Source organism: bacterium (assembly GCA_035527515.1).
Lineage (GTDB): Bacteria > B130-G9 > B130-G9 > B130-G9 > B130-G9 > B130-G9.
In genome coordinates, this window is the sequence record DATLAJ010000130.1 from 12,642 (window position 1) to 31,784 (window position 19,143).

The 19,143-nt window shown below is 55.8% G+C and carries 17 protein-coding genes and 2 tRNA genes; 5 read left to right on the forward strand and 14 right to left on the reverse strand.

The annotated features are described in order from the left end of the window. Positions 1-4: 4 nt before the first annotated feature. The 12 genes from VM163_10440 to VM163_10495 form a co-directional block, all read right to left on the reverse strand. A complete protein-coding gene (locus VM163_10440) occupies positions 5-166 on the reverse strand; it encodes a rubredoxin (protein ID HUT04296.1) in 162 nt (53 codons plus the stop codon). A gap of 29 nt (positions 167-195) precedes the next feature. Continuing rightward, entirely contained in the window at positions 196-726 is a 531-nt protein-coding gene (locus VM163_10445; GenBank protein ID HUT04297.1) for a flavin reductase family protein, read from the reverse strand. Position 727: 1 nt separating this feature from the next. Continuing rightward, positions 728-1,930 carry a flavodoxin domain-containing protein gene (locus VM163_10450; protein HUT04298.1) on the reverse strand — a complete coding sequence of 401 codons (1,203 nt, stop codon included), beginning with the start codon at positions 1,928-1,930 and terminating at the stop codon, positions 728-730. A gap of 129 nt (positions 1,931-2,059) precedes the next feature. Continuing rightward, positions 2,060-2,554 carry a ferritin family protein gene (locus tag VM163_10455; GenBank protein HUT04299.1) on the reverse strand — a complete coding sequence of 165 codons (495 nt, stop codon included), beginning with the start codon at positions 2,552-2,554 and terminating at the stop codon, positions 2,060-2,062. Positions 2,555-2,575: 21 nt separating this feature from the next. Then, complete coding sequence (locus tag VM163_10460; protein HUT04300.1) at positions 2,576-3,094, reverse strand: ferritin family protein; 519 nt, start codon at positions 3,092-3,094, stop codon at positions 2,576-2,578. 3 nt (positions 3,095-3,097) lie between these two features. Further along, complete coding sequence (locus VM163_10465) at positions 3,098-3,616, reverse strand: ferritin (protein ID HUT04301.1); 519 nt, start codon at positions 3,614-3,616, stop codon at positions 3,098-3,100. 2 nt (positions 3,617-3,618) lie between these two features. Further along, positions 3,619-4,044: a desulfoferrodoxin gene (locus VM163_10470; GenBank protein ID HUT04302.1), complete on the reverse strand. Its 426-nt coding sequence runs from the start codon at positions 4,042-4,044 to the stop codon at positions 3,619-3,621. 12 nt (positions 4,045-4,056) lie between these two features. Then, positions 4,057-4,704 (reverse strand): peroxiredoxin, encoded by a 648-nt coding sequence (locus VM163_10475; protein ID HUT04303.1) that lies wholly within the window; start codon positions 4,702-4,704, stop codon positions 4,057-4,059. 50 nt (positions 4,705-4,754) lie between these two features. Further along, a complete protein-coding gene (locus VM163_10480; protein HUT04304.1) occupies positions 4,755-5,327 on the reverse strand; it encodes a rubrerythrin family protein in 573 nt (190 codons plus the stop codon). Positions 5,328-5,886: 559 nt separating this feature from the next. Then, the gene (lptG, locus tag VM163_10485) at positions 5,887-8,337 is read right to left on the reverse strand and encodes an LPS export ABC transporter permease LptG (GenBank protein HUT04305.1); all 2,451 of its coding nucleotides are present in this window, start codon (positions 8,335-8,337) and stop codon (positions 5,887-5,889) included. Positions 8,338-8,502: 165 nt separating this feature from the next. Further along, entirely contained in the window at positions 8,503-10,950 is a 2,448-nt protein-coding gene (locus VM163_10490; GenBank protein HUT04306.1) for a hypothetical protein, read from the reverse strand. Positions 10,951-11,660: 710 nt separating this feature from the next. Continuing rightward, positions 11,661-12,932, reverse strand: a complete 1,272-nt coding sequence (locus VM163_10495; protein ID HUT04307.1) for a pentapeptide repeat-containing protein — start codon at positions 12,930-12,932, stop codon at positions 11,661-11,663. Between the two features lie 644 nt (positions 12,933-13,576). Here VM163_10495 and VM163_10500 point away from each other — a divergent pair. From VM163_10500 to fmt, 5 genes are all read left to right on the forward strand, one after another. After that, positions 13,577-13,661 (forward strand) — tRNA-Leu (locus VM163_10500). A 140-nt stretch (positions 13,662-13,801) separates the two neighbouring features. Further along, positions 13,802-13,875, forward strand: a tRNA-Lys gene (locus VM163_10505). Between the two features lie 50 nt (positions 13,876-13,925). After that, a complete protein-coding gene (locus VM163_10510) occupies positions 13,926-14,207 on the forward strand; it encodes a hypothetical protein (protein ID HUT04308.1) in 282 nt (93 codons plus the stop codon). Positions 14,208-14,210: 3 nt separating this feature from the next. Beyond that, the gene (gene def / locus VM163_10515; GenBank protein HUT04309.1) at positions 14,211-14,729 is read left to right on the forward strand and encodes a peptide deformylase; all 519 of its coding nucleotides are present in this window, start codon (positions 14,211-14,213) and stop codon (positions 14,727-14,729) included. Between the two features lie 22 nt (positions 14,730-14,751). After that, positions 14,752-15,747 (forward strand): methionyl-tRNA formyltransferase, encoded by a 996-nt coding sequence (gene fmt / locus VM163_10520; protein HUT04310.1) that lies wholly within the window; start codon positions 14,752-14,754, stop codon positions 15,745-15,747. A 107-nt stretch (positions 15,748-15,854) separates the two neighbouring features. Here the strand turns inward: fmt and VM163_10525 are convergent, their stop codons facing one another. Together VM163_10525 and VM163_10530 are read right to left on the reverse strand one after the other, a co-directional pair. Continuing rightward, a complete protein-coding gene (locus VM163_10525; GenBank protein ID HUT04311.1) occupies positions 15,855-17,327 on the reverse strand; it encodes a MotA/TolQ/ExbB proton channel family protein in 1,473 nt (490 codons plus the stop codon). Between the two features lie 116 nt (positions 17,328-17,443). Beyond that, on the reverse strand, positions 17,444-19,135 hold the full coding sequence (locus VM163_10530) for a hypothetical protein (protein ID HUT04312.1): 1,692 nt from the start codon (positions 19,133-19,135) through the stop codon (positions 17,444-17,446). Between the last annotated feature and the right edge of the window lie 8 nt (positions 19,136-19,143).

A 19,143-nucleotide genomic window follows, 5' to 3' on the forward strand; every position in this document is an offset into this window, starting at 1 on the left:
CGCCCTACTCCTCCGCCTCGAAGGCATCCTTTCCGGCGCCGCAGACGGGACAAACCCAGTCATCTGAGATGTCCTCAAATGCGGTTCCCGGCTCAATCCCGCCGTCCGGGTCGCCCATCTTGGGGTCATAAAGGTATCCACAGACAGTGCAGACATATCTAGTCATTGGCCTCGCTCCTGTTCTAATACTGTTTCTCATGCCTGGGTTTGGGTCTCGACATAACTCGGCGCATTCTTGGGCGTCTTGCCCTTCAGATATTTGTGGTAGTAATCGTAAGTAAGTGGGTCCCCCGTCCCCACGATCTCGGCAGACAAAAGCTCCCCGACGAACAACGTGTGAGTGCCCACGTCCACTGCGTCAATGACCTTCGCCTCAAGCACCGAGAGAACATGCTCGGTTACGAGCGGGACGCCTGTCTGCCCAAGCTTGTGCTCGACTTTATCAAACTTGTCAATGTCACGTCCGGACCTGAAGCCGAACCTGCCTATGAGCGTCATGGGCGTCGTTTGGTCCAACACGCAGACACCGAAAACGCCGCTTTCGGAAATGAACTCGTGCGTCAGGTTCTCCTTGTTGATGCTGACGGCAATTTTCGGAGGGCTCGCAGCAACCTGGACGACCGTGTTGACGATCTGACCGTTCAGTTTATCGCCAGAGCGCGAGCTCACGATATACAGGCCATAGCTTATACAAAACAATGCTCCGGGGGCTATTTCGGCCGCCATGTCAGCATCTCTCCTTCATCTTGCGAGCCAAATCAGTACCCAGCGAGTAGCATTCATCGAGCGACTCCCGGTTCGGCACGTAGTTGGACTTGACGCCCTCGCTCACGAGCTCGACTTTCATGGCTCTCAAAAAGTCATTGATATGACCAACAGCCTCGCCGCTCCAGCCGAACGAGCCGAACGCGGCGCCAAGAAGGTTCTTGGGCTTCAGCCCCTTCAAATAGGTCAAGACATCCGCGACCGAGGGGAAGATGTTGTTGTTCATGGTTGGTGAGCCGACCAGAAGTGCCCCGGCCTGCATCACTGCCGTCGCCACCTCGCTTCGGTGGCAAGATCCAAGTGGCATAACGTGGACGCTCGCTCCGCCCTCCTTCAACCCCTCGCAGAGCGCGTTGGCCATCATCTCTGTGCTGTGCCACATCGTATCGAAAAGAACCACCGCCTTCATGGACGGCCTCTGCGCAGCCCACTCGGAATACAGCCGTAGCACATTCTCGAAACCTGCCCGCCAGATCGGGCCGTGGTCAGGCGCCACAGTTTTCAACATGAGTCCCAGCGTCGGAAGACTCTCGATAAGCTTCGTTACCAGCGGAGAGAACGGCAAAAGGATGTTGGCGTAGTATTTCGCTGCCTCATCGACCAGAACATCCTTACCTATCTCATCGTCAAATCGCTCGGTCGAGGCAAGGTGCATGCCAAACGCATCCTGACAGAAGAGGACCTCATCCTCGGCCAGATACGACAGCATACTGTCCGGCCAGTGCAGCATCGGCGTATGAACAAATGTCAGGCTCATGTTGCCGAGGCTTAGGCTCTCGCCATTCTTCACGGGGACCACCTCGCGGCCGAGCTCGAAATGACTGGAGATCGCCTTTGCGCCCATGACTGAGGCAAAGACCCTCTCAGGTTTCACTGCCTCGATAGTCCCGGGCAATGCGCCAGTATGATCCATCTCGGAGTGGTTCGAGATGATGTAGTCTATCTTATCAAGTTCCACAACCGAGGCGATTCGTGCGAGCATCTCGTCAACGAATGGGGCCTTGACGGTGTCTATCAAGGTGATCCTGTCGGCCAGAACGAGATATGCGTTGTACGTCGTGCCGCGACTGGTCAGATAGCCGTGGAAGTTCCGAATGCCCCAGTCAATGGCACCAACCCAATACACATGGTCAGTAACTCTGACTGCACTTTCGGGTCCCTTCACACTATCCTCCTTTTCATATTGCCCACGCCCCTTGGCCGTTGTGCGGCAATAGATGGCGTGTCCAGGGGTCTCATTCCAGCGTGCCCACTAAGGATGGCCGAACGGTCACCTCGTCTAGAATACGAGCGTCTATTCACCCAACTTGTCAATCCATTTGGTCAGCATGACGACGTGGCTCTTCTCCTCCTCAATTATCCTGGCCACCTTGTCCTTGCCAAGCTCCACGCTAACCAAGTCCCTCATTCCCAGGTAGAAAGCGATGGAGTCCTTTTCGAACCGAAGAGCCTTTCGGAGAATCTCCACCAGTCCCTCGTTGCCTGTCAATATCTTAGAGAGCTCCTTCTTAGGACTGAAAACGTGATCGTCCGCCATAGCTCGCAGATACATGACAGCCTCGTTGTTGGGATCGAAGAACACAGGTTCCTGTTCTCTCCGAGAAAGCTGCTCGCGCATGTCAGCGAAGAGCCTTTCGTGGCCCTCTTCCCAACTGGCGAGGTCAGTTAGCAGCTGATGAGAGTCGGAGCCTGCAAATGCCTCCGCCGCACGTCGATAGAAATTCGCGCCGTTCCTCTCGATCTGCTCGGCTACCTCAAAAACCTCGTCAGCGTTAAACGTGATACTCATCGTTTGTTTCCCTGTTGCACGTCAGAATGGCGCAAAGCCGGCAGCCTCCCAATAGAAATCCTTCAGAGCATCAAGCTGCGTCAGGAGCGCGCGATAATGGCCGGTCTCCCACTCCGCGAGCTCATTGAAGAATCCTCTGGCGTAAGCGTCAGAACTCTCCTCAGCCCGCCTCTTGTAGTAGCTCAAGGCAAATAGCTCGAGCCGCACGCCTATCGAAAGCGCACTCATCTCATAATGAGCATCCGAAAGCCGCTCCAGCAACTGTTCTGAGAATATCGGGTTCGCTCCGGAGAAATCCGCCTTGGGACCCAGCTTCAACTTCTTGTCAAACTCGCCATGCTCAAGAAGCGACAGGTATTGCTTCTTAAGATAATTCATGTGGACCTCCTCCTCGTCAGCCAGCGTCTTAAACACCTCTTTGCCCTTGGGATCAGTGGTGCTGTTCGCTGCCATCAGATAGAAGTATCTCCCCTCGTTCTCTGTCCTGATCGCCTCGGCGATCCCCTTCGCGACCTCGTCCATAGATTCCTCGTTTGACATCGCTTATCTCTCCCCGACCGAACCAGACGCGGTAGCCCTTTCACCCAGCCTCTGGTCCATCATGAATAAACCATGGCCCGACTCGCCGAGCCTCTCGAGCATCTGAGCCACCTTCGAGGTATTCGCCTCTTCCTCTACCTGCTCAGTAACGAACCATTGCAGGAAGACCTCAGAGGCGCTGTCGTTCTCCTCCCGTGCAATCTTCACAAGGTCGTTGATCTTGCCCGTGATGAACTGCTCGTGTCCGAATGCCGCCTGGAACACCTCAAGAGGCGAAGACCAATCCTTCTGTCGCTCGGTTGAGATAGGCAGCAACTCCACCTTCCCGTCACGCTCGTTTATGAAGTCAAAGAACTTCATGGCGTGCCCGAGCTCCTCCTCGGCCTGCACTCGCATCCAACTCGCCATCCCATCAAACCCAACAGAGTGAAAGTAGCTCACCATCGACAGGTACAAGTAGGCCGATTCAAGCTCCTCCTTGATCTGCTTGTTGAAGGCCTCAAGGATTCTCTTTCCCATCATGATCACAGCTCCTTCTTCCAGAGTCCGTGGACGTTACAGTACTCGCGGACCGTTACCTTGTCCGCCTCGACACAGAAAGTTGCCTCCGGAGCATCGCCCGGCTTCAGGAACTGCCGATATGCCTTACCGTCAGCCAGAAGCTCAATCCACTCGATGTAGTGCTTCTCTAGCATCGGGTGCGCCACGCTGCCAACCTGCACCTTGAACCGGGGTCCTCTCGAGCCACCAAGGCCGCGCGTGAGTATCTGAGAACCAGATCCGAGCTTCTCGATTACCGGAACGTGCTTCTCCAAAGCCGCATCAGTCGTGTTCTCCGCATAAAGTTTCATCGGCTCACCGCAGCAGACAAGTTCCCCCACGCCAGTGTGGAGCATCTCTACGACGTTCCCACATACCTCGCACCTGTAAACTTGAAGCATCTCGGTCATCGCCTAGCCCTCCTATAACTTCTTGTGGCAGAACCACCAATCATAACAGCCCTCCCCATATTGTGCCTTCCGCTCGCTGGCACCCTTCTCATCTGACGGGGGTGGGATTATCACGTGGTCTTTGACCAGCTCGTTCTCAGGCCAGTTAGCCGGCATCGCTACCTTGTTGGCATCGGAGACCTGAAGCCCTTTGACCATACGAACGATCTCGTCCATATTCCGCCCAAGTTCCTGAGGGTAATACACCATCGCCCTAAGGATGGCTTGGGGATCAACGACGAAAACCGCGCGAACCGTGTTCGTGCCCTTGCCAGGGTGGATAATCCCGAGAGATTTGGCCACATCCCCCAGACCATCAGCAATGACAGGGAACTTAATCTTGACGCCCAGGTTCTCCTCAATCCATTGAATCCACTTAATATGAGAGAAGACCTGGTCAATACTCAGCCCAATCAGCTTGCAGCCAAGCTCCTCGAACTGCTCAAAACGCTTCTGGAATGCAACGAATTCAGTCGTGCAAACCGGCGTGAAGTCCCCCGGATGGCTGAACAGCACGAACCATTTGCCGTCGAACGCGTCCGGCAGCTTCATCCTCCCATGAGTTGTTTGAACCTCCATATCGGGGAACCTATCCCCAATCAGCGGCATCCCTTCCACCATTACATCTCCTCCTAATTAAACAAAACACTTTAGATATAAGATATACTGGGTCACCAATTCTCGCACAAAACCTCGAAGTGTGCCTGCGGGTGCGCACAGGCCGGACACGACTGAGGCGCCTCAGTCCCGACATGCAAATAGCCACAGTTGCGGCAGCGCCAGACGATAGGTTTGTCTTTCTTGAAAACTGTGCCCGCCTCGACATTTGCCAGAAGGCCCAAGTAGCGTTTCTCGTGCTGCTTCTCGGCAACGGCAATTGCCTCGAATACCCTTGCTATAACCTCGAAGCCCTCATCACGCGCAATCTTAGCAAAGCCCGGATACATCTCCGAGTGCTCGTAGTGCTCGCCAGCCGCGGCAGCCTTGAGATTCTCCGCCGTGGTCCCTATCACACCAGCCGGAAACGCTGCGGTTATCTCAACCTCGCCGCCCTCGAGAAAATTGAACAGCCGCTTCGCGTGCTCCTTCTCCTGGTTAGCGGTCTCCTCGAAGATGGCTGATATCTGCACAAAGCCCTCTTTCATCGCTGCGCCGGCGAAATATGTATAGCGATTGCGGGCCTGCGACTCGCCCGCAAACGCCGTCAAAATGTTTCTCTCAGTCTTGCTCCCTTTCAGGTTCAATACATCACTCCCTTCTTTAAGCGCTACCTATCCTCATTCCTCAAAAAATAACATCCTTCCTCCGCTGGACGGCCTTTCTACCCCGCCAATACCCTCGAGCTCGCATCAGCGATTACAATAAACCCTCTCCACCGGTATGTCAACCTGACTGAGAGGCCCCGATAATCAGATTGATCGTTTCTGAAGTTGAGCTCTGAAGCTGGCTGCCACGTGGGCACGGGAGTTCATGTCGACGGCCGAGTTGCTGGCTCTTTCAGCTAGCGGGTGCGAACGAGGGGTGCAGGCTGCAAATCCCCGACAGGGGATACCGTGGGTAGCCGTGCGTGCAACGCAACGGGGAGGTTAGAAAGGGGGATTGTGGCGCTATTCGGACCGTCAGGCTGCGCCTGCGGCTACCCATGGTCTGCCCTTCGGGCAGGAGCTTCTGCCCTCCAGCCGCGAGGCAGCCGCAACGTTCCCCGCTCCAATCTGATTGTCGGACGAGAACCATCTCTGCACACCGAGCCGCACGAATCGGCCCTGACTTTTAGACCCGTCCAGTGGCAGATGATAGACACTCTCAGGTCCTTGCGTGAGAGAAGAGAAATAGTCCTGTCGTGCCGAAAAGAATGTTTGCTGACCAGGCAGCAAGAAAGTCAGGTATCCGCGCGCTGTGGCCGAAAGATATGAACGTTGAATGGACCACGAAGAAGACGCCCGCGATAGCGATCCCGGCCCCCAGCCCCACCAGCCTCCCACTTCTGGCCGCCATCGCTCCAAGAGGCACAGCGATGAGCGCGATTATGAAGGCAATCATGGGCATCGCTATCTTGTTCATTAGATCGGTCTCGTATTGCTGATAGCTGTATCCTGCGCTCTTGAGCTCCTCGATATATCGACTCAACTGGCCGTAACTCATCTCGTCGGGTTCCGGCTTTAGCTTGATGAAGTCATCCGGCGTCTCATCTAGCCGAAGCACCAGACGCTCCATTATCTCAGACCTCGGCCCTTCTGGCGTCATTCGTTTGAAGTCCACGTTCTCAAAGAACCACTTGCCGTCGGTGTAATAGGCGCTCTCGGCCTGCAAGATATGCTCGATATTCAAGCTTCTGTCGAACTCAAAGATGGTTATGTCCTTCATAATGGGCTCTCGAGGGCGTTGGTCGATGTAGCCGATGTTGTATATGCGGTTACCGACGCCTCTGTACCAAATCCTGTACTTGGCGAATTTGCTCTTTCTCTTCTGGAGATTGATCTCCTCATGCTTGACCCTGTACGCCTCTTGATTCGTATAGGGCACAATGTATTCACTAAGAAGAAACGATGCCGCACTCGCCAGCAGCGCAATTGCAAAGACCCCGGCCGATATGCGCTGTAGGCTCGTCCCACCAGCCTGCAACACTACGAGCTCGTTGCTCCGCGACATCAGGTTTATGGTCATCAGCGCCGTCACAAGCACCGCCATGGGGATGACCCAGAAGAGCAGCTGGGGGATTGAAAGGGCGACATATCTGAGCGCCGACATCACGCCGGACTTATGCTCGATTACATCGTCAATGACCTCCACAAAATTCACGACGCAGAAGATTAGAATCAGCCCGCAGACCACTATCGCCATGATGCGCACGAACTTCGCGGCGACATAGCGGTCTAGAAGCCTGGGAAAGCGAGGCCTGCCGCTGCCGACCCAGTATCCGGACAACCTTGCCCCAGTTGAGGGTCTGAGCCCAAGTCTCCTTCTCGCACCGAGCCCCGAAAGCCGGCTTCTCACCCGTGCAAAGAAGAGAAACAGCGCATCCGACAGCCAGAGCTTCGGTTTCCTCTCCAGGGCCGAGTAGTAAAGCAGGAAGGCGGCGAAGATGGCCAAGACTATGTTGGGGAGCCACATCGAAAGCATTGGCGACAGGTCGCCGTTGTCGCCAAGATTCTGGCCGGCCGAGAGAAGTACATAGTAGGCGAGAAACAGTAGCAGGCTCATCCCGATGCTGCCGCCCTGTTTCCTGCGGCGGTTGAAGATGCCCAACGGAACACCGATGAGGGCGAAGATTATACAGGCAAACGGCAACGAGAATTTTTTGTGAAGCTCGACGCGGCTGGAGTTATGGACCCACTGCCAATAGCGATATGATCGCTCGAGGCCCTTTGTGTTTTCCTCATTGCTCCCATTGGCAGGCCCCTTTTCAACGGCCTCTAAGTAGGCATTCTTAGAGGCCTTCAACTGCTTGAGGTTTTCGGCTATGACGTTTTTCAGCTCCGCAACCGTCATCTCACGGTGGCTAAATGGGACCTTTTTTTTGAGCGTTTTTCTTGTCTGCTCATTGAGCAATGGAAGGTTCTGCGTGGCGAAACTCGAGACGGTGTATCTTTTCGCGTGGGACCGGGGTAGTTCATGGATACTGCCATTCTCAAGCTTGAGGTAGGTCTGCTCGCCCTCTTGGTCAGAGAAAAGACGTCCCCTCGCTGCAACCATCAGCTGCTGGTCGCCCGCGTCATTGGTGTGGGAGACGAATATGCCGTGCATGGTTGGGTCGTCCGGGAGCTTCTCCTGGACGTAGAGCATGAAGTCCTTGAACTTGTCATAGAAGACCCTGGGCTCGATCTGGGCGTCAGCGTGCTTGGTGGCTATCTCAATGATCTTCTCCTTGGCAGGGCGGTTAGCGTAGGGCAGGACGTAAAGCATTATCGCTGAAGACAGCAGCCAGCCCAGAATCCCCAGCACGAGTGGCGGACGCAGCATCCTGAAGAGACTGATGCCGTTAGCCTTCAGCGCAACAATCTCGTTGTCGGCCGACATCCGTGAGAAGGTCATCAAAATCGCCACCAGCACCGCCATCGGAACCGAAAGCACCAAGAGCGATGGGAGCAGGAACACCAAAAACAGAAAGAAGACCGAGGCAGGAACACCCTTGTTGATGATCATCTCCATCAACCGGAGCATCCTGTGCATGACAAGGATTGTCGTTATCAGCGCGATGCACAGCCCAAGGGGTCCCAGCATCTGCCGGAATATGTATCTGTCAAGCTTCGTCATGACTTACAGCTCAAAGCCCAAGTTCTAGCATGCGCCGCAGTTATATATTCCAAAGAATACATCATCTCACCGCTGCGTCTCGAATCTCTAGGTCAGACACGGCGGTCTAAAAACTTCCCTACACTCACTAAGCAAATTAGCGAGGCAATAGTTGGCGTAGTAAGGTTATGCGGGCTTCCGGCGAGCGACTGCGACAATGGCGAGGCCGTAGCAGAGTATAGCAAGCAGGAGACATGCTGTGAACCCAGCCCACATCCCGGTGATGATGGCGAGGATCGAGCCAAGCACCGAAGCTGTGCCATTGACTGCCCAGGCCCACGGGATCAGGAATTCCTCACTGCCGGAAAGGGACTTGATCCCAAGCGGGAATAGCCTGCCCATGGCCAGCCCGAACGGCAGCAACATTGCCACACATACAGCGAATCTGGCAGGCAGCCCCGCTGACGTGAAGCGCTCAAGGAATCTCGCGGAATAGGCGATGAACAGACCCAAAAGAACGATCACTGCCAGGGCAGAGACCGCACAGTCAAGCCTCAGCCGGCGCTGTCCTATCGACGTTGCGCGCGAAGGAGCACCGTCAGGCGTCCCGGCGCCTTTATCTGATGACCATCGTGGCCCCACGCGCTCCGTTAGCAGGCTGCCGATGCCCGCGAACAGCAGCAGAGAGAAAAGCACTACGACAAGCGAGTAGGTTGGATGGCCAAGAAAAAGCGTCATCCTCTGCATTACGGATATCTCGACGAGCATGAAACCCAGGCCAATCGAGACGAAATAGAGAAGCCTCGGCAAAACGCTAGCGGAAAGGCTCTTTAGCCTGCCACTCTTGAAGTAGAGCGGCAAGAGTATGAGCAATAGGCTGAGCGCAAGATACACAAAGAACAGGAAAACGACCACGATTTGAGCGTATAGGTTGTGGTCTAGAGCGCCTCCGAGGTGTTTGAGCGAGCTAAACATTGAGAAGGGCTTCAGAAGGTTGAAGAAGAAGGGACGATCGTCGGTTGGCGGCGATACGTCCAGGGGATACTGCCTGAAGAATGCGTCTCTGTCCTTACTCTCGATCAGCTTGGTGAACGTCGGGTCCCCTCCCCGTCCCGGAAGGAACAAGACCTTGTAGTCAAGCGTCTCAGCGATCTTCTGAAGTAGGTCGATCTCATCCTCAGTAAACGGCGATTTTTTGAGGATTGTCGTTCCGGCCGGCGGACAGGCTAGCGCCGCAACGTGCCTTGCGGGGTCCTTCACGCCCTGGTCCTCGAGACAGGCGATGCAAAGAGACATAACGCGCAGCGTCTGCGTTGGCGGCGAGGAGACGTAGCGAGAGAAAGATAATAGACCGTCATCAGTAAGTTTCTGCCAATACTCGTTGAACGCCTGCCGCGTGTACAGATTGTTCTCCGAAAGGGAGAAGGCGCCCGCAGCGGTTGCCGCCCACGTGTCAGTCATCGAGGATTGGATTATGTCGAACTTGCGCTTGCAGCGGCGGACCTGGCTTCTCGCATCGTCAACCACAACCGTTACGTCGGGCCGGTCGTAGATGTTTCCCACGAACCTCCCGAAATGCTTGCCGACGACATCGACGATAAGCCCGTTGATGTCGGCAGCGAAGACCGCTCTTGCCCCGAACATCAGCGCCGAGAGAACGTCCCGACCGCCGCCGGGACCTATCACGAAGACGCTTGGATGCTGCTTTAGGAAATAGACTATCTCGGTTACGTCATACTTGAGGAACTTGAGCTTTGCAAAATCGCCATCAAAGTTAATAAGTGGCGTGGCTGCCGCGGCATCGATCTGCACCGCCAGCATTTTCGGAAGAGCGCCCTTGAAGGTCTTGCTCACGCCCCATCCGGGCACGGAATGCCAGTTGAAAACGTCCACCCTTGATAGCGCATTCCACCTGACGAAAAGAAGGTTCGGCCTTTCGCCCTTCCTCATCAACACGAGGTCCCGCTTCGACGTTACCTCGAGCATGCCGTCGCGGTGGCTGAAAGCCGCGATGGACAGCAGCGTGCATATCCCCACGACCGAGACGCCAATCCACGCTCGACGCCGCTCGAATCCCGCGAAGAATGCCGCGCCCAAAGCCGCAGTTGCCGCGATGATCGGGATGGCCGTTGGCGAGCCGAACTTCTGCATCAGCACCACGATGCCCACGCAGCCGCACGCTGCGCCGGCGAGGTCTGCGAAGTAGAGCCTGCTTACTAGCTGGCAGTAGGCACGCAGAGCAAGAGCCACGCAGATGCCGGCCATGAGGAAAGGCACAGTCCACTCGAGGCATAACACGAGAAGCCTCAAAAACGAGCTCGCCGTCATCGCCGCCTCGAACGGAAACCACTTGAATGCGAGAAATGCACCGAGAATCGAGGCCGAGAAAAGAACGCCAAAGACCGAGAGATGCGGCGGCCGCTCTTTCTTGATGAGCCGCTCGGCGAAAACGTAGGTTATGATGCCGCCCGCGCTGAGTCCAAACAGCGCCATCGTTACGGCAAGAAAGGAGAAATGGTAGAACATCACGACCGAGAAAAGCCGCGTGATATTGACCTCGAGCATCAGAAGCGACAGCGTCGTGAAGAATATACCCAAAAAAAGGAGCGTCCGCCGCCCCTGATGTTCGTCCAAATCTGCCCTCGAATAACCCGTAAAACGCTGGCCCTCAATCCCGCAAAAGCGGCTCCAAAGTCCCGCCAATGTAGCCTCTGCCGCGCCTCAAAGTCAATCGGAGATCAATCAACTGGGGCACAAAAGGAGAATCCGCCTTCGCCAGGCTACGGCGGACAAGAAGGGTAGAAAGGGACTTAACGGAGGGCATCGCCCCAGACTAGCTTTTGTTCTTCGTGGTTCTTAGTGTCCTTAGTGGATCCCCCATTTATTAGATGAGTCGTCCACGAAGGGCACGAAGGCACACGAAGGGAAGCAAAGTAGAAAGGGAATCAACGGAGGGCATCGCGCCAGACTAGCTTTTGTTCTTCGTGTCTCTTAGTGTCCTTAGTGGATCCCCTATTTATTAGATGAGTCGTCCACGAAGGGCACGAAGCCGGCCCCTTTGGAGTGCGGCGGCTTGACGCCGCTTTCATTGGTGGTGGCTTGACACCACCCTCTCATGGGCGAATGGGCAACAGGCGCAATGGCAAAAGGGACACGCCCTGAAAGGGCGCACCGTGGGTAGCCGTGCGTGCAACGCAACGGATCCGGGGCCGACCTTCCCCTCTCCTCCTCACGCCCGCCTCGCCACCTTGTTCGCCAGAATAGAGATCAGCCCGCCCAGGCCAATGTAGCCGAAGATGACCTCGAGAGCCGCGAAGAATCGCACCGAACCTGGTTGTGCGCCCTCAATCACCTTTTATGAATTGGACGATTCCGCTAGCGAACACTGATATGAGAACACCCAAATAGATATATCCTAAGATCACCTCAACTACCACAAATAGCCGGCCCGGAAGATTCAAAGGAACCACATCGCCGAATCCGAGAGTTGTCATCGTAACAATGCTGTAATAATAGGGAACGAATCCATCCGAAGCATATCCATCCAGAGAAAGCTCATAAACTTCCCCCACCTTGGGATCGATTACTGAGAGAAATCCTGCAATGGGTTCCGGAAGCCATTGAGGGCATGTATAGTCTGCATACGCGAAGCCGAAGATGAAAGCCAATATGGCGATTTGGATAAAGAAAAGAATGTATGATTTACCGTAGAAGAGGAGCCAGCGCAGCATGAATGCATTTGCAGGATTATGTGCACGGTAATCTTCTACGCGCGAAATCCACTTCACGTAACGCCTGGCGGCGGGCGTCATGCGAGCTCGATCAATGCCATCGGCGCCGTCCCAGCGAGTAATTTGGATCCTACCGTCTCTGCTTCTGAGTGCATCTCTAAACATCGTCGATACGGTATATAGTGTCTGCTTTATCTCTCTGAGGTCGGCTTCATTCATCTTCGCCAGCGATAGATCCGCATTCCGTATATCCGAATAGCGCAGGTCAGTTCGCGTCAGATTGGCTCCTCTAAGACTTGCCCCTCGAAGGTCGGAGTTCCAGATGTTGGAACCCTCGAGATTCACATCGAATAAACCCGCATCCCGCAGGTCCATGTCCCACCCATGCAGAACTCCCCGTATCCACGCTTGACGAAGCGAAGCCCCTCTCATCGAGGCGGCAATTAGGGTCGCTCCCTCCAGGTTAACACCGTCTAGCCGTGCATTGTTGAATTCAGCGCTTTGAAGGCTGGCACCGCGAAGATCCGCCTTAGTAAGGTCGGCATCTGAAAAATCGGCGCATTCTGCGATGGTCTGCGCTAGATGTGTATGATTAAGAATGGCTCCATTCAGCTTGGCGTGGCAAATATCCGCGCCCTGCATCTTGGCGCGTGACAGATTAGCCCCTTCCAGCTTCGCCCCACCCATTTTGGCGCCCCCAAGCTCTGCCGCCACAAGGTCAGCTTCCTGCAGAACGGCACCGAAGAGTTTGGCTTTTTGATGTTCGATGTGTATTTTGAATCCACGCTTCTGCTGCCCGGCTAAGTGCTCCCAGCAGTTGTCCTCGTCAAACAGAGCGAGCTTCTCGCAATCCTCATGTTTGCAGACTTTGTCGCTCGCCATCATGCGCTCCGCTTCCGGCTCCTTATGTTATTTCTAGTCAATTTTTGTGCGAGCGGGATTATCCGCTATTGACCCCGTTCTTTCAAGGGACATTGCTCGATCAAGATTGCTGAGATGCCTTTCAGGTCAATAGGCAGCCCCGCCTCTGCTCCACCCCCCTCGCTTGATTCCAGGAGTTTCCCCAATCTTGAGCGCAGAATAGCTGGTTTATCGGCTATGTGGCTCTAATTCCGGACGGCATCGACTGGAATTGGAGCTTACCGGAGCCGGGGCATACTTCCGCCCTGAAAGGGTGGAACGTGGGTAGCCGTAGGCGTCAGCCTACGGATCACGGCCAGCGAAGAAAAAGAAAAACAACCCTGAAAGGGTTGCACAATCGACCGTTTCATGACGAAGGCTTCTGGTGTGAAAGGACTGTTGTGCGGCCCCTTCAGGGCCGATCTGGGGAGGTGGGGATGCGTTCCGATTCCGTAGGCTGACGCCTACGGCTACCCACGTTAATCCCCTTCGGGGATTCGGAGGCGGCGTCGAGCATCTGAGACGAAGTCGGCATCATGAACCAGTCCAAAACAGAATGGGGAAACTCCCCCTCGCCTTGATTCGCATTGCATTTGGACTATTGTTAGTGGAGATGATTGCCCGATTATGCCGGGGTGGCGGAAGTGGCAGACGCAGCGGACTTAAAATCCGCTGAGCCGTTGGCTCGTGCCGGTTCAAGTCCGGCCCTCGGCATCTTTGCTAGCTGACAATGAAAAGGGGCAGCGCTTCGGTGAGAAGCAGGCGCCCTCAGGCTGTATTATTTGGCATGGGTGTGCTCGCCGGAGTGTGTCGAGTCTTGACATTTTGGCGGGTGAGCCGTATGTTTCAAGAGTGGGCCATTAGCTCAGCTAGGTAGAGCAGCTGACTCTTAATCAGAAGGTCGAAGGTTCGATTCCTTCATGGCCCGCAACGTGACTCTCCTGACCGTAATTGGTGGAGCGATTCTTGGGGGTTGGGATGGACATAGAGATTCGCGGCGACGAGCGAGGCGTGAGAGCTTGCGACGAATGTAGGGTGAGCCGTCCCGAGGACCTTGCGGATGTGGCCCGGGCAGCGCTCAACTTTGGTCGGGCGTTCTTGAGGCAAACGGTGGGCAGGGAGTACAAGATATGGGAGCTGACACCGGCTGGCGAGGCGGCTGGACGGCTTACACCGGAAGAGAGGCCCGGCGCAGCCGTATGCGAGGTTACGCTGTTTGCGAGGGGGAAGACCCCGGAGGCTGAGGAGGAGGCAAAGTAAGGAATGCCCGAAAGAGAGATCGTCATTTACGGTGACCCCGTGCTCCAGAAGAAGGCCGAGCCAGTCACTATTGTCAAGAGCGACGTGATCAGGCTCGTGGAGGACATGCAGGCCACCATGTATGCTAGCCACGGTGTTGGTCTGGCCGCACCGCAGTTGGGCGCCTCGGTTAGAGTGATAGTCCTGGACACCAGCGCCGGTCGCGACGCCACGCAGCGCTTGGTGCTGCTCAATCCTGAGTTGACGGAGATGTCCAGCGAGGAGGTCGCCGAGGAAGGATGTCTGAGTATACCGGAGTTCGTGACGAGCGTGCAAAGGGCAACTTCCGTAACGGTGGTCGGCCAGGATTTGAACGGCAAATCGATAGAGGTCCAGGCGGAAGGCCTCGCTGCAAGAGCGATTCAACATGAGATCGATCACATCAACGGGCGCCTGATCGTGGACTTTCTCAATCCGTTACAGAGAGACCTCTTCGAGCGCAGGTTCCGAGAGCAGCAGTCCAAGAAGAAAGTCTTTTTCTAGATAGTTGGAGCAACGCGCCAGATTGTCTGCTGGAAGTTCGCCTAGCAAGCTGCGCCTTATTTTCATGGGGACGCCCGACTTCGCCGTTCCGTCGCTGAGAGCTCTTTTCGATTCGGGCCGTTACGAGATGATGTGCGTTACGCAGCCGGACCAGCCTTCTGGCCGCGGGTTGAGGCTGACACCATGTGTCTGCAAGGTCCTGGCGCAAGAGCTCGGGCTTGATGTCTTCTGCCCGGAGCGGGTCTCACGCCGCGACCCACGGGCGGTTTTGGACAGTTTCGAGCCGGACTTCATCGTTACAGTTGCCTTCGGACAGCTCCTGAAGGAATCGGTGCTCGACATCCCGAAGACCGCATGTGTCAACCTTCATCCGTCTCTTCTGCCCAAGTATCGCGGGCCTAGCCCCATCAACTGGCCAATAATCCGTGGGGATAGGGAGACGGGCGTAACAACGATGTTGATGGACAAGGGGATGGACACCGGCGACATACTGCTGCAAGAGGCCACACCAATCGGTGAGGAGGAGACAGCGGCGGAGCTCTATTTCAGGCTTGCCAAAGTGGGGGCCGAGCTTCTGCTCGAGACGCTAGTCGGGCTTGCCAACGACACGATAGTCCCGAGGAAACAGGACCACGAGAAGGCAACATACGCCCCAAAACTCACGAGAAGGGACGGCCTCATTGATTGGTCAAAGGACCCTGACACGCTCGTCAACTACGTCCGAGGGCTAATCCCCTGGCCAGGGACATACACCTACTACATGGGCCGCATCCTGAAAATCGCCAAACTCAGACATATAGAGGCGCCGCCCACATGCCCCGAGTGTCCCGCCGGAACGATAGTCGCAGCGTCGCCAAAGGATGGCCTCATTGTCAAAGCGAACCCGGGAGCCGTCTCGGTTGAGCTGCTTCAACCACCCGGAAGACGACAGATGACAGCGAAGGAGTTTCTCGCCGGCAACAGGGTGAAAGTCGGCCAGCGGTTCTCGCTACTAACCGAAGAATCGCTGCCGCAATAAATGGCCACGAGCGAATGCGGGTGTGGTTGGGTCGCTCCAGAGATACGCCCAGCAAACTCACCCTAATCGGGCAGAGCAGAATCGCCAGCAGGCGCCTGAGACTACGGTTACTGCTCCGACTCCTCATCAATCAGGCGAATGGTGCGCGGGCGAGAAAGCCTCTCAACGCCGGGCCTAAGCTGAGCCAGCTGCTGCCTGATCGCCCCCAGGACGCTGACGACCTCCTTGGAGGTTACGAGCAATTCGAGGTTCTTGTTGGCCGCGTTGAGCGTTTCGGTCGCTTTCTTCTGTTCCACGACGGCGGCTGTGAAGGCATCCACCTTGGCCTCGAGCCCCGCCCTGAGCGACTCTATTGACAACGCGCCGTCGGCTGCGCTCTTCCTGACGGCCTTGATGAGCGCCGATATCTCCTCCTGAGCGGCCTTTCTCTCTTGGGCAAGATGCGCGACGTTCTCCTTGAACGCCGCAGTGATCCCCTCGCTGGCGGCAGATGCAGCGGCCGTCGCGGACTCGGTAACCTCCTTGGACACGGCCCTGAGCTCGTCGAAGCGACCAGTCATCGATTCGGCGAGCCGTGCGAATTCAAGTAGGCTTTTCTTCTGGTCCTGCGTGAAGGTTGAGACCGTTGCTGAGAACTTCTCACACTCGCCTGCGAGCGATGAGATGAACGTGCTTTTGAAGCGCTCGAGGATGTCGAGCTGATTTCTCATCGAGAGTTCCAGAACCTTTGCGAGTATCGCCGATTCAGGCGTTGGCGTCTCGATTCTCCGCTTGACCGCCCTTGTGATCGCGCTGTCGATACAATACCTATCGAACGCAGTCAGAAGGTTCTCCTCGGACTTCTGAAGCGCAGACATCGGTATCATCAAGACCAGGCTGACCACGAGGGCCAACAAGGTGGTCTCAAACGCCACCGACAGCCCGCCTGTGACCAGGCCCAGGCCAGATTTTATCTGCGAGATGTCCGCCACAGACGCATCGACGAAATCCGAGAAGCCGGAAACGGCCTGCACGATCCCGATGACCGTGCCGATAAAGCCGAGTATTGGAATTGCCCAGGCAAACACCTTCACCATCACGTAGGACGCCGAGAGCTCCGCCTCGTCGATCTCGCTCTCCTCGCGGAGGACGCCCTGCATCGATTCTGGCTCGCCGGTCGAGGCAAACTGGCCGAGCATCCTTACAATCCTGTTCGGCAGGACAGTTGCTCGCGATGCCTCCCATAGTTCAGAGAGGTCCGACGCTATCTGCCTCGCCGATTCGGGGCTGAAAGGTCCCTTGTGCACCTTCGCGACTGGGTCCGCCAGCAGGTATGCTCTCTCCATCCTCATGCCGAGGTATTTGGCGAGTAGGATCGATGCACCCCAGAAGAAAAGGATTGTTATTGCATAGGGAACCCACCCCCGCTTCACGAAGAGCTGATAGACGTAGTTGTCCGGGCTAAGGAGCGGGATCGGGAACAGATAATAGAAGATAGCGGTCAGAACAAAGCCAAGAAAGCCACAGACCCCCAGGTTGGCGTCCATGCGGCCGACATAAAACAGGCGCATAAGGCCGCGCTGGCCATTCTGCTTGGACATGTCATCAAGTCCCCAAGATGCGAGTTTCTACTAAAATTATTATGCTGAGTTTAACGGCGGCCATGAGACGGTCAAGAGCGAATCGGCGTCGAAGCTTGCCTAAAGCACTGGCACAATCACTCACCATCCTTGTCGGAATGGACGGCCGTCTCTCTCATCAATCGGCGCACCTCATCGAGTTTCTTGTCCAGAGCGGCTTGATTGGGGGCCAGCTCGAGTCCCTTCCGATACCAGGCGGCCGACCGGTCAAACTCGTGCGTACGCCGGCAATCGTCGCCCATCCATTCAGCTAAGCTCGCCATGTAGGCCCGGGCGGTCATTTCTGGTTTGGCTCGCGGCCAGTTTTCCTTCTGTTCTTTGGATACGGTTGACGGTAGCCAGCTCAGGTCATCCTCGGTGAACTCGGACATTATCTCGTCAAATCTACCGAGGTTACATTCCGGAGGGATAAGTCCAGAGGTCTGACATTCTTGGAGTATGGCTTTTGCGGCTATCTTGTGGCCGTAGAGGCTCGGATGACACGCATCCATGATGAGGTTATTGCCGACCAGACCGTTGGCGCTGTGGGCCTCAAATAGGGAGAAGAGGTCCACGAACGGCGCTGAGTTGCGCGCGGCCACTTCCTCCATGGTATCCCGCAATCCGAGAGTCATTCGTGCCTCCATAGTAAGCAGGACTTTGAGAGTCATTCCTGGCTTTCCAGTGCTTGCAGTATCAATTGCTTTGAAGTAATTCTCTTTGGCCAATGCGGTGTCACCCATTTCCTCATAGGACCTCCCCAGCCAGAAATAGAAGGCAGAGAAATCCGGTCTTATCCCAATGAGCTCCTCAAACGCACTGACGGAGGATTGCGGCTGCTTGGCGTCCAAAAGGCAAAACGCTCGCCAGAACTTCATCATCAGCTCTCGTTGTTGTTCGTGGCTTGCATTGGGGTCAAAACGCCAGTCAAACGCAGGCCAGTCCCGGTAGTTAGGACAAGGCGCCGCAAAGACGAGCCCTACCGCGTGTTCCCGAGCCATGTCGGCGATTTCCTGGAGATTGCAGTTGAATTCGAAATCGGTCACGCGGTCTCGCACCTGCCTCTCTTCAGGCGAGAGCGCTGCTAGCTCCGGAAGCGTTGCATCCCCTTCCGGCGGCGACGGGCCGGCGACTTTGTCGAAGAGAGACGCCATGACAGAGTAGATTCTCGAGCTCCGGGCAAGGGCACGCTTGATTCTGTGGCCAGCCCCGGACCCCCTGAAAAAAGCCAATCTGTTTGTGTGCGGCTTGCGGCCCCTTTCGTTATGACCACAGAACACCACAAAGATGTCCGGCTCATATTCCAGACATTCCCGCACAATCTCGACGATGCCATAGCTGTCGATTCCCGACACGCCACAGTTTATCACCTCGAACTTGTAGTCCCCACATGCCCTGTCGAAGAACTCCTGCATCCATCGCGCGAACGTGGCGACGTTGTTCGGATACGGTTCTCCATACATCGACGATTCGCCGAAGCAGAATACGCGGCGCGTTGACGGGCCTTTCTTGGCTGGGAAGCTCTGCGTTTGAATCGGGAGCCCAGCCTGCTCCGCTGAGGTCGCATACATTTTGACGCCGGAGCCAGATGTGCGGAGCTCAAATATCGCAGCCCCGAGGGAACGTCCTTCCCAGATGTGCCCAGGGTCGTTGCTCAAGAGCCGCATTCTCATTATATGCGTGTAGGCTGGAACCCCGGCGATTCTCAGAACGCCCTCCAAGCCGAAGAGCAGCAGGACGCCGATCGATAGAGCCAACAGGTTGAGATAGAGCTTCCTCGCGCGAGCCATTTTGAGTT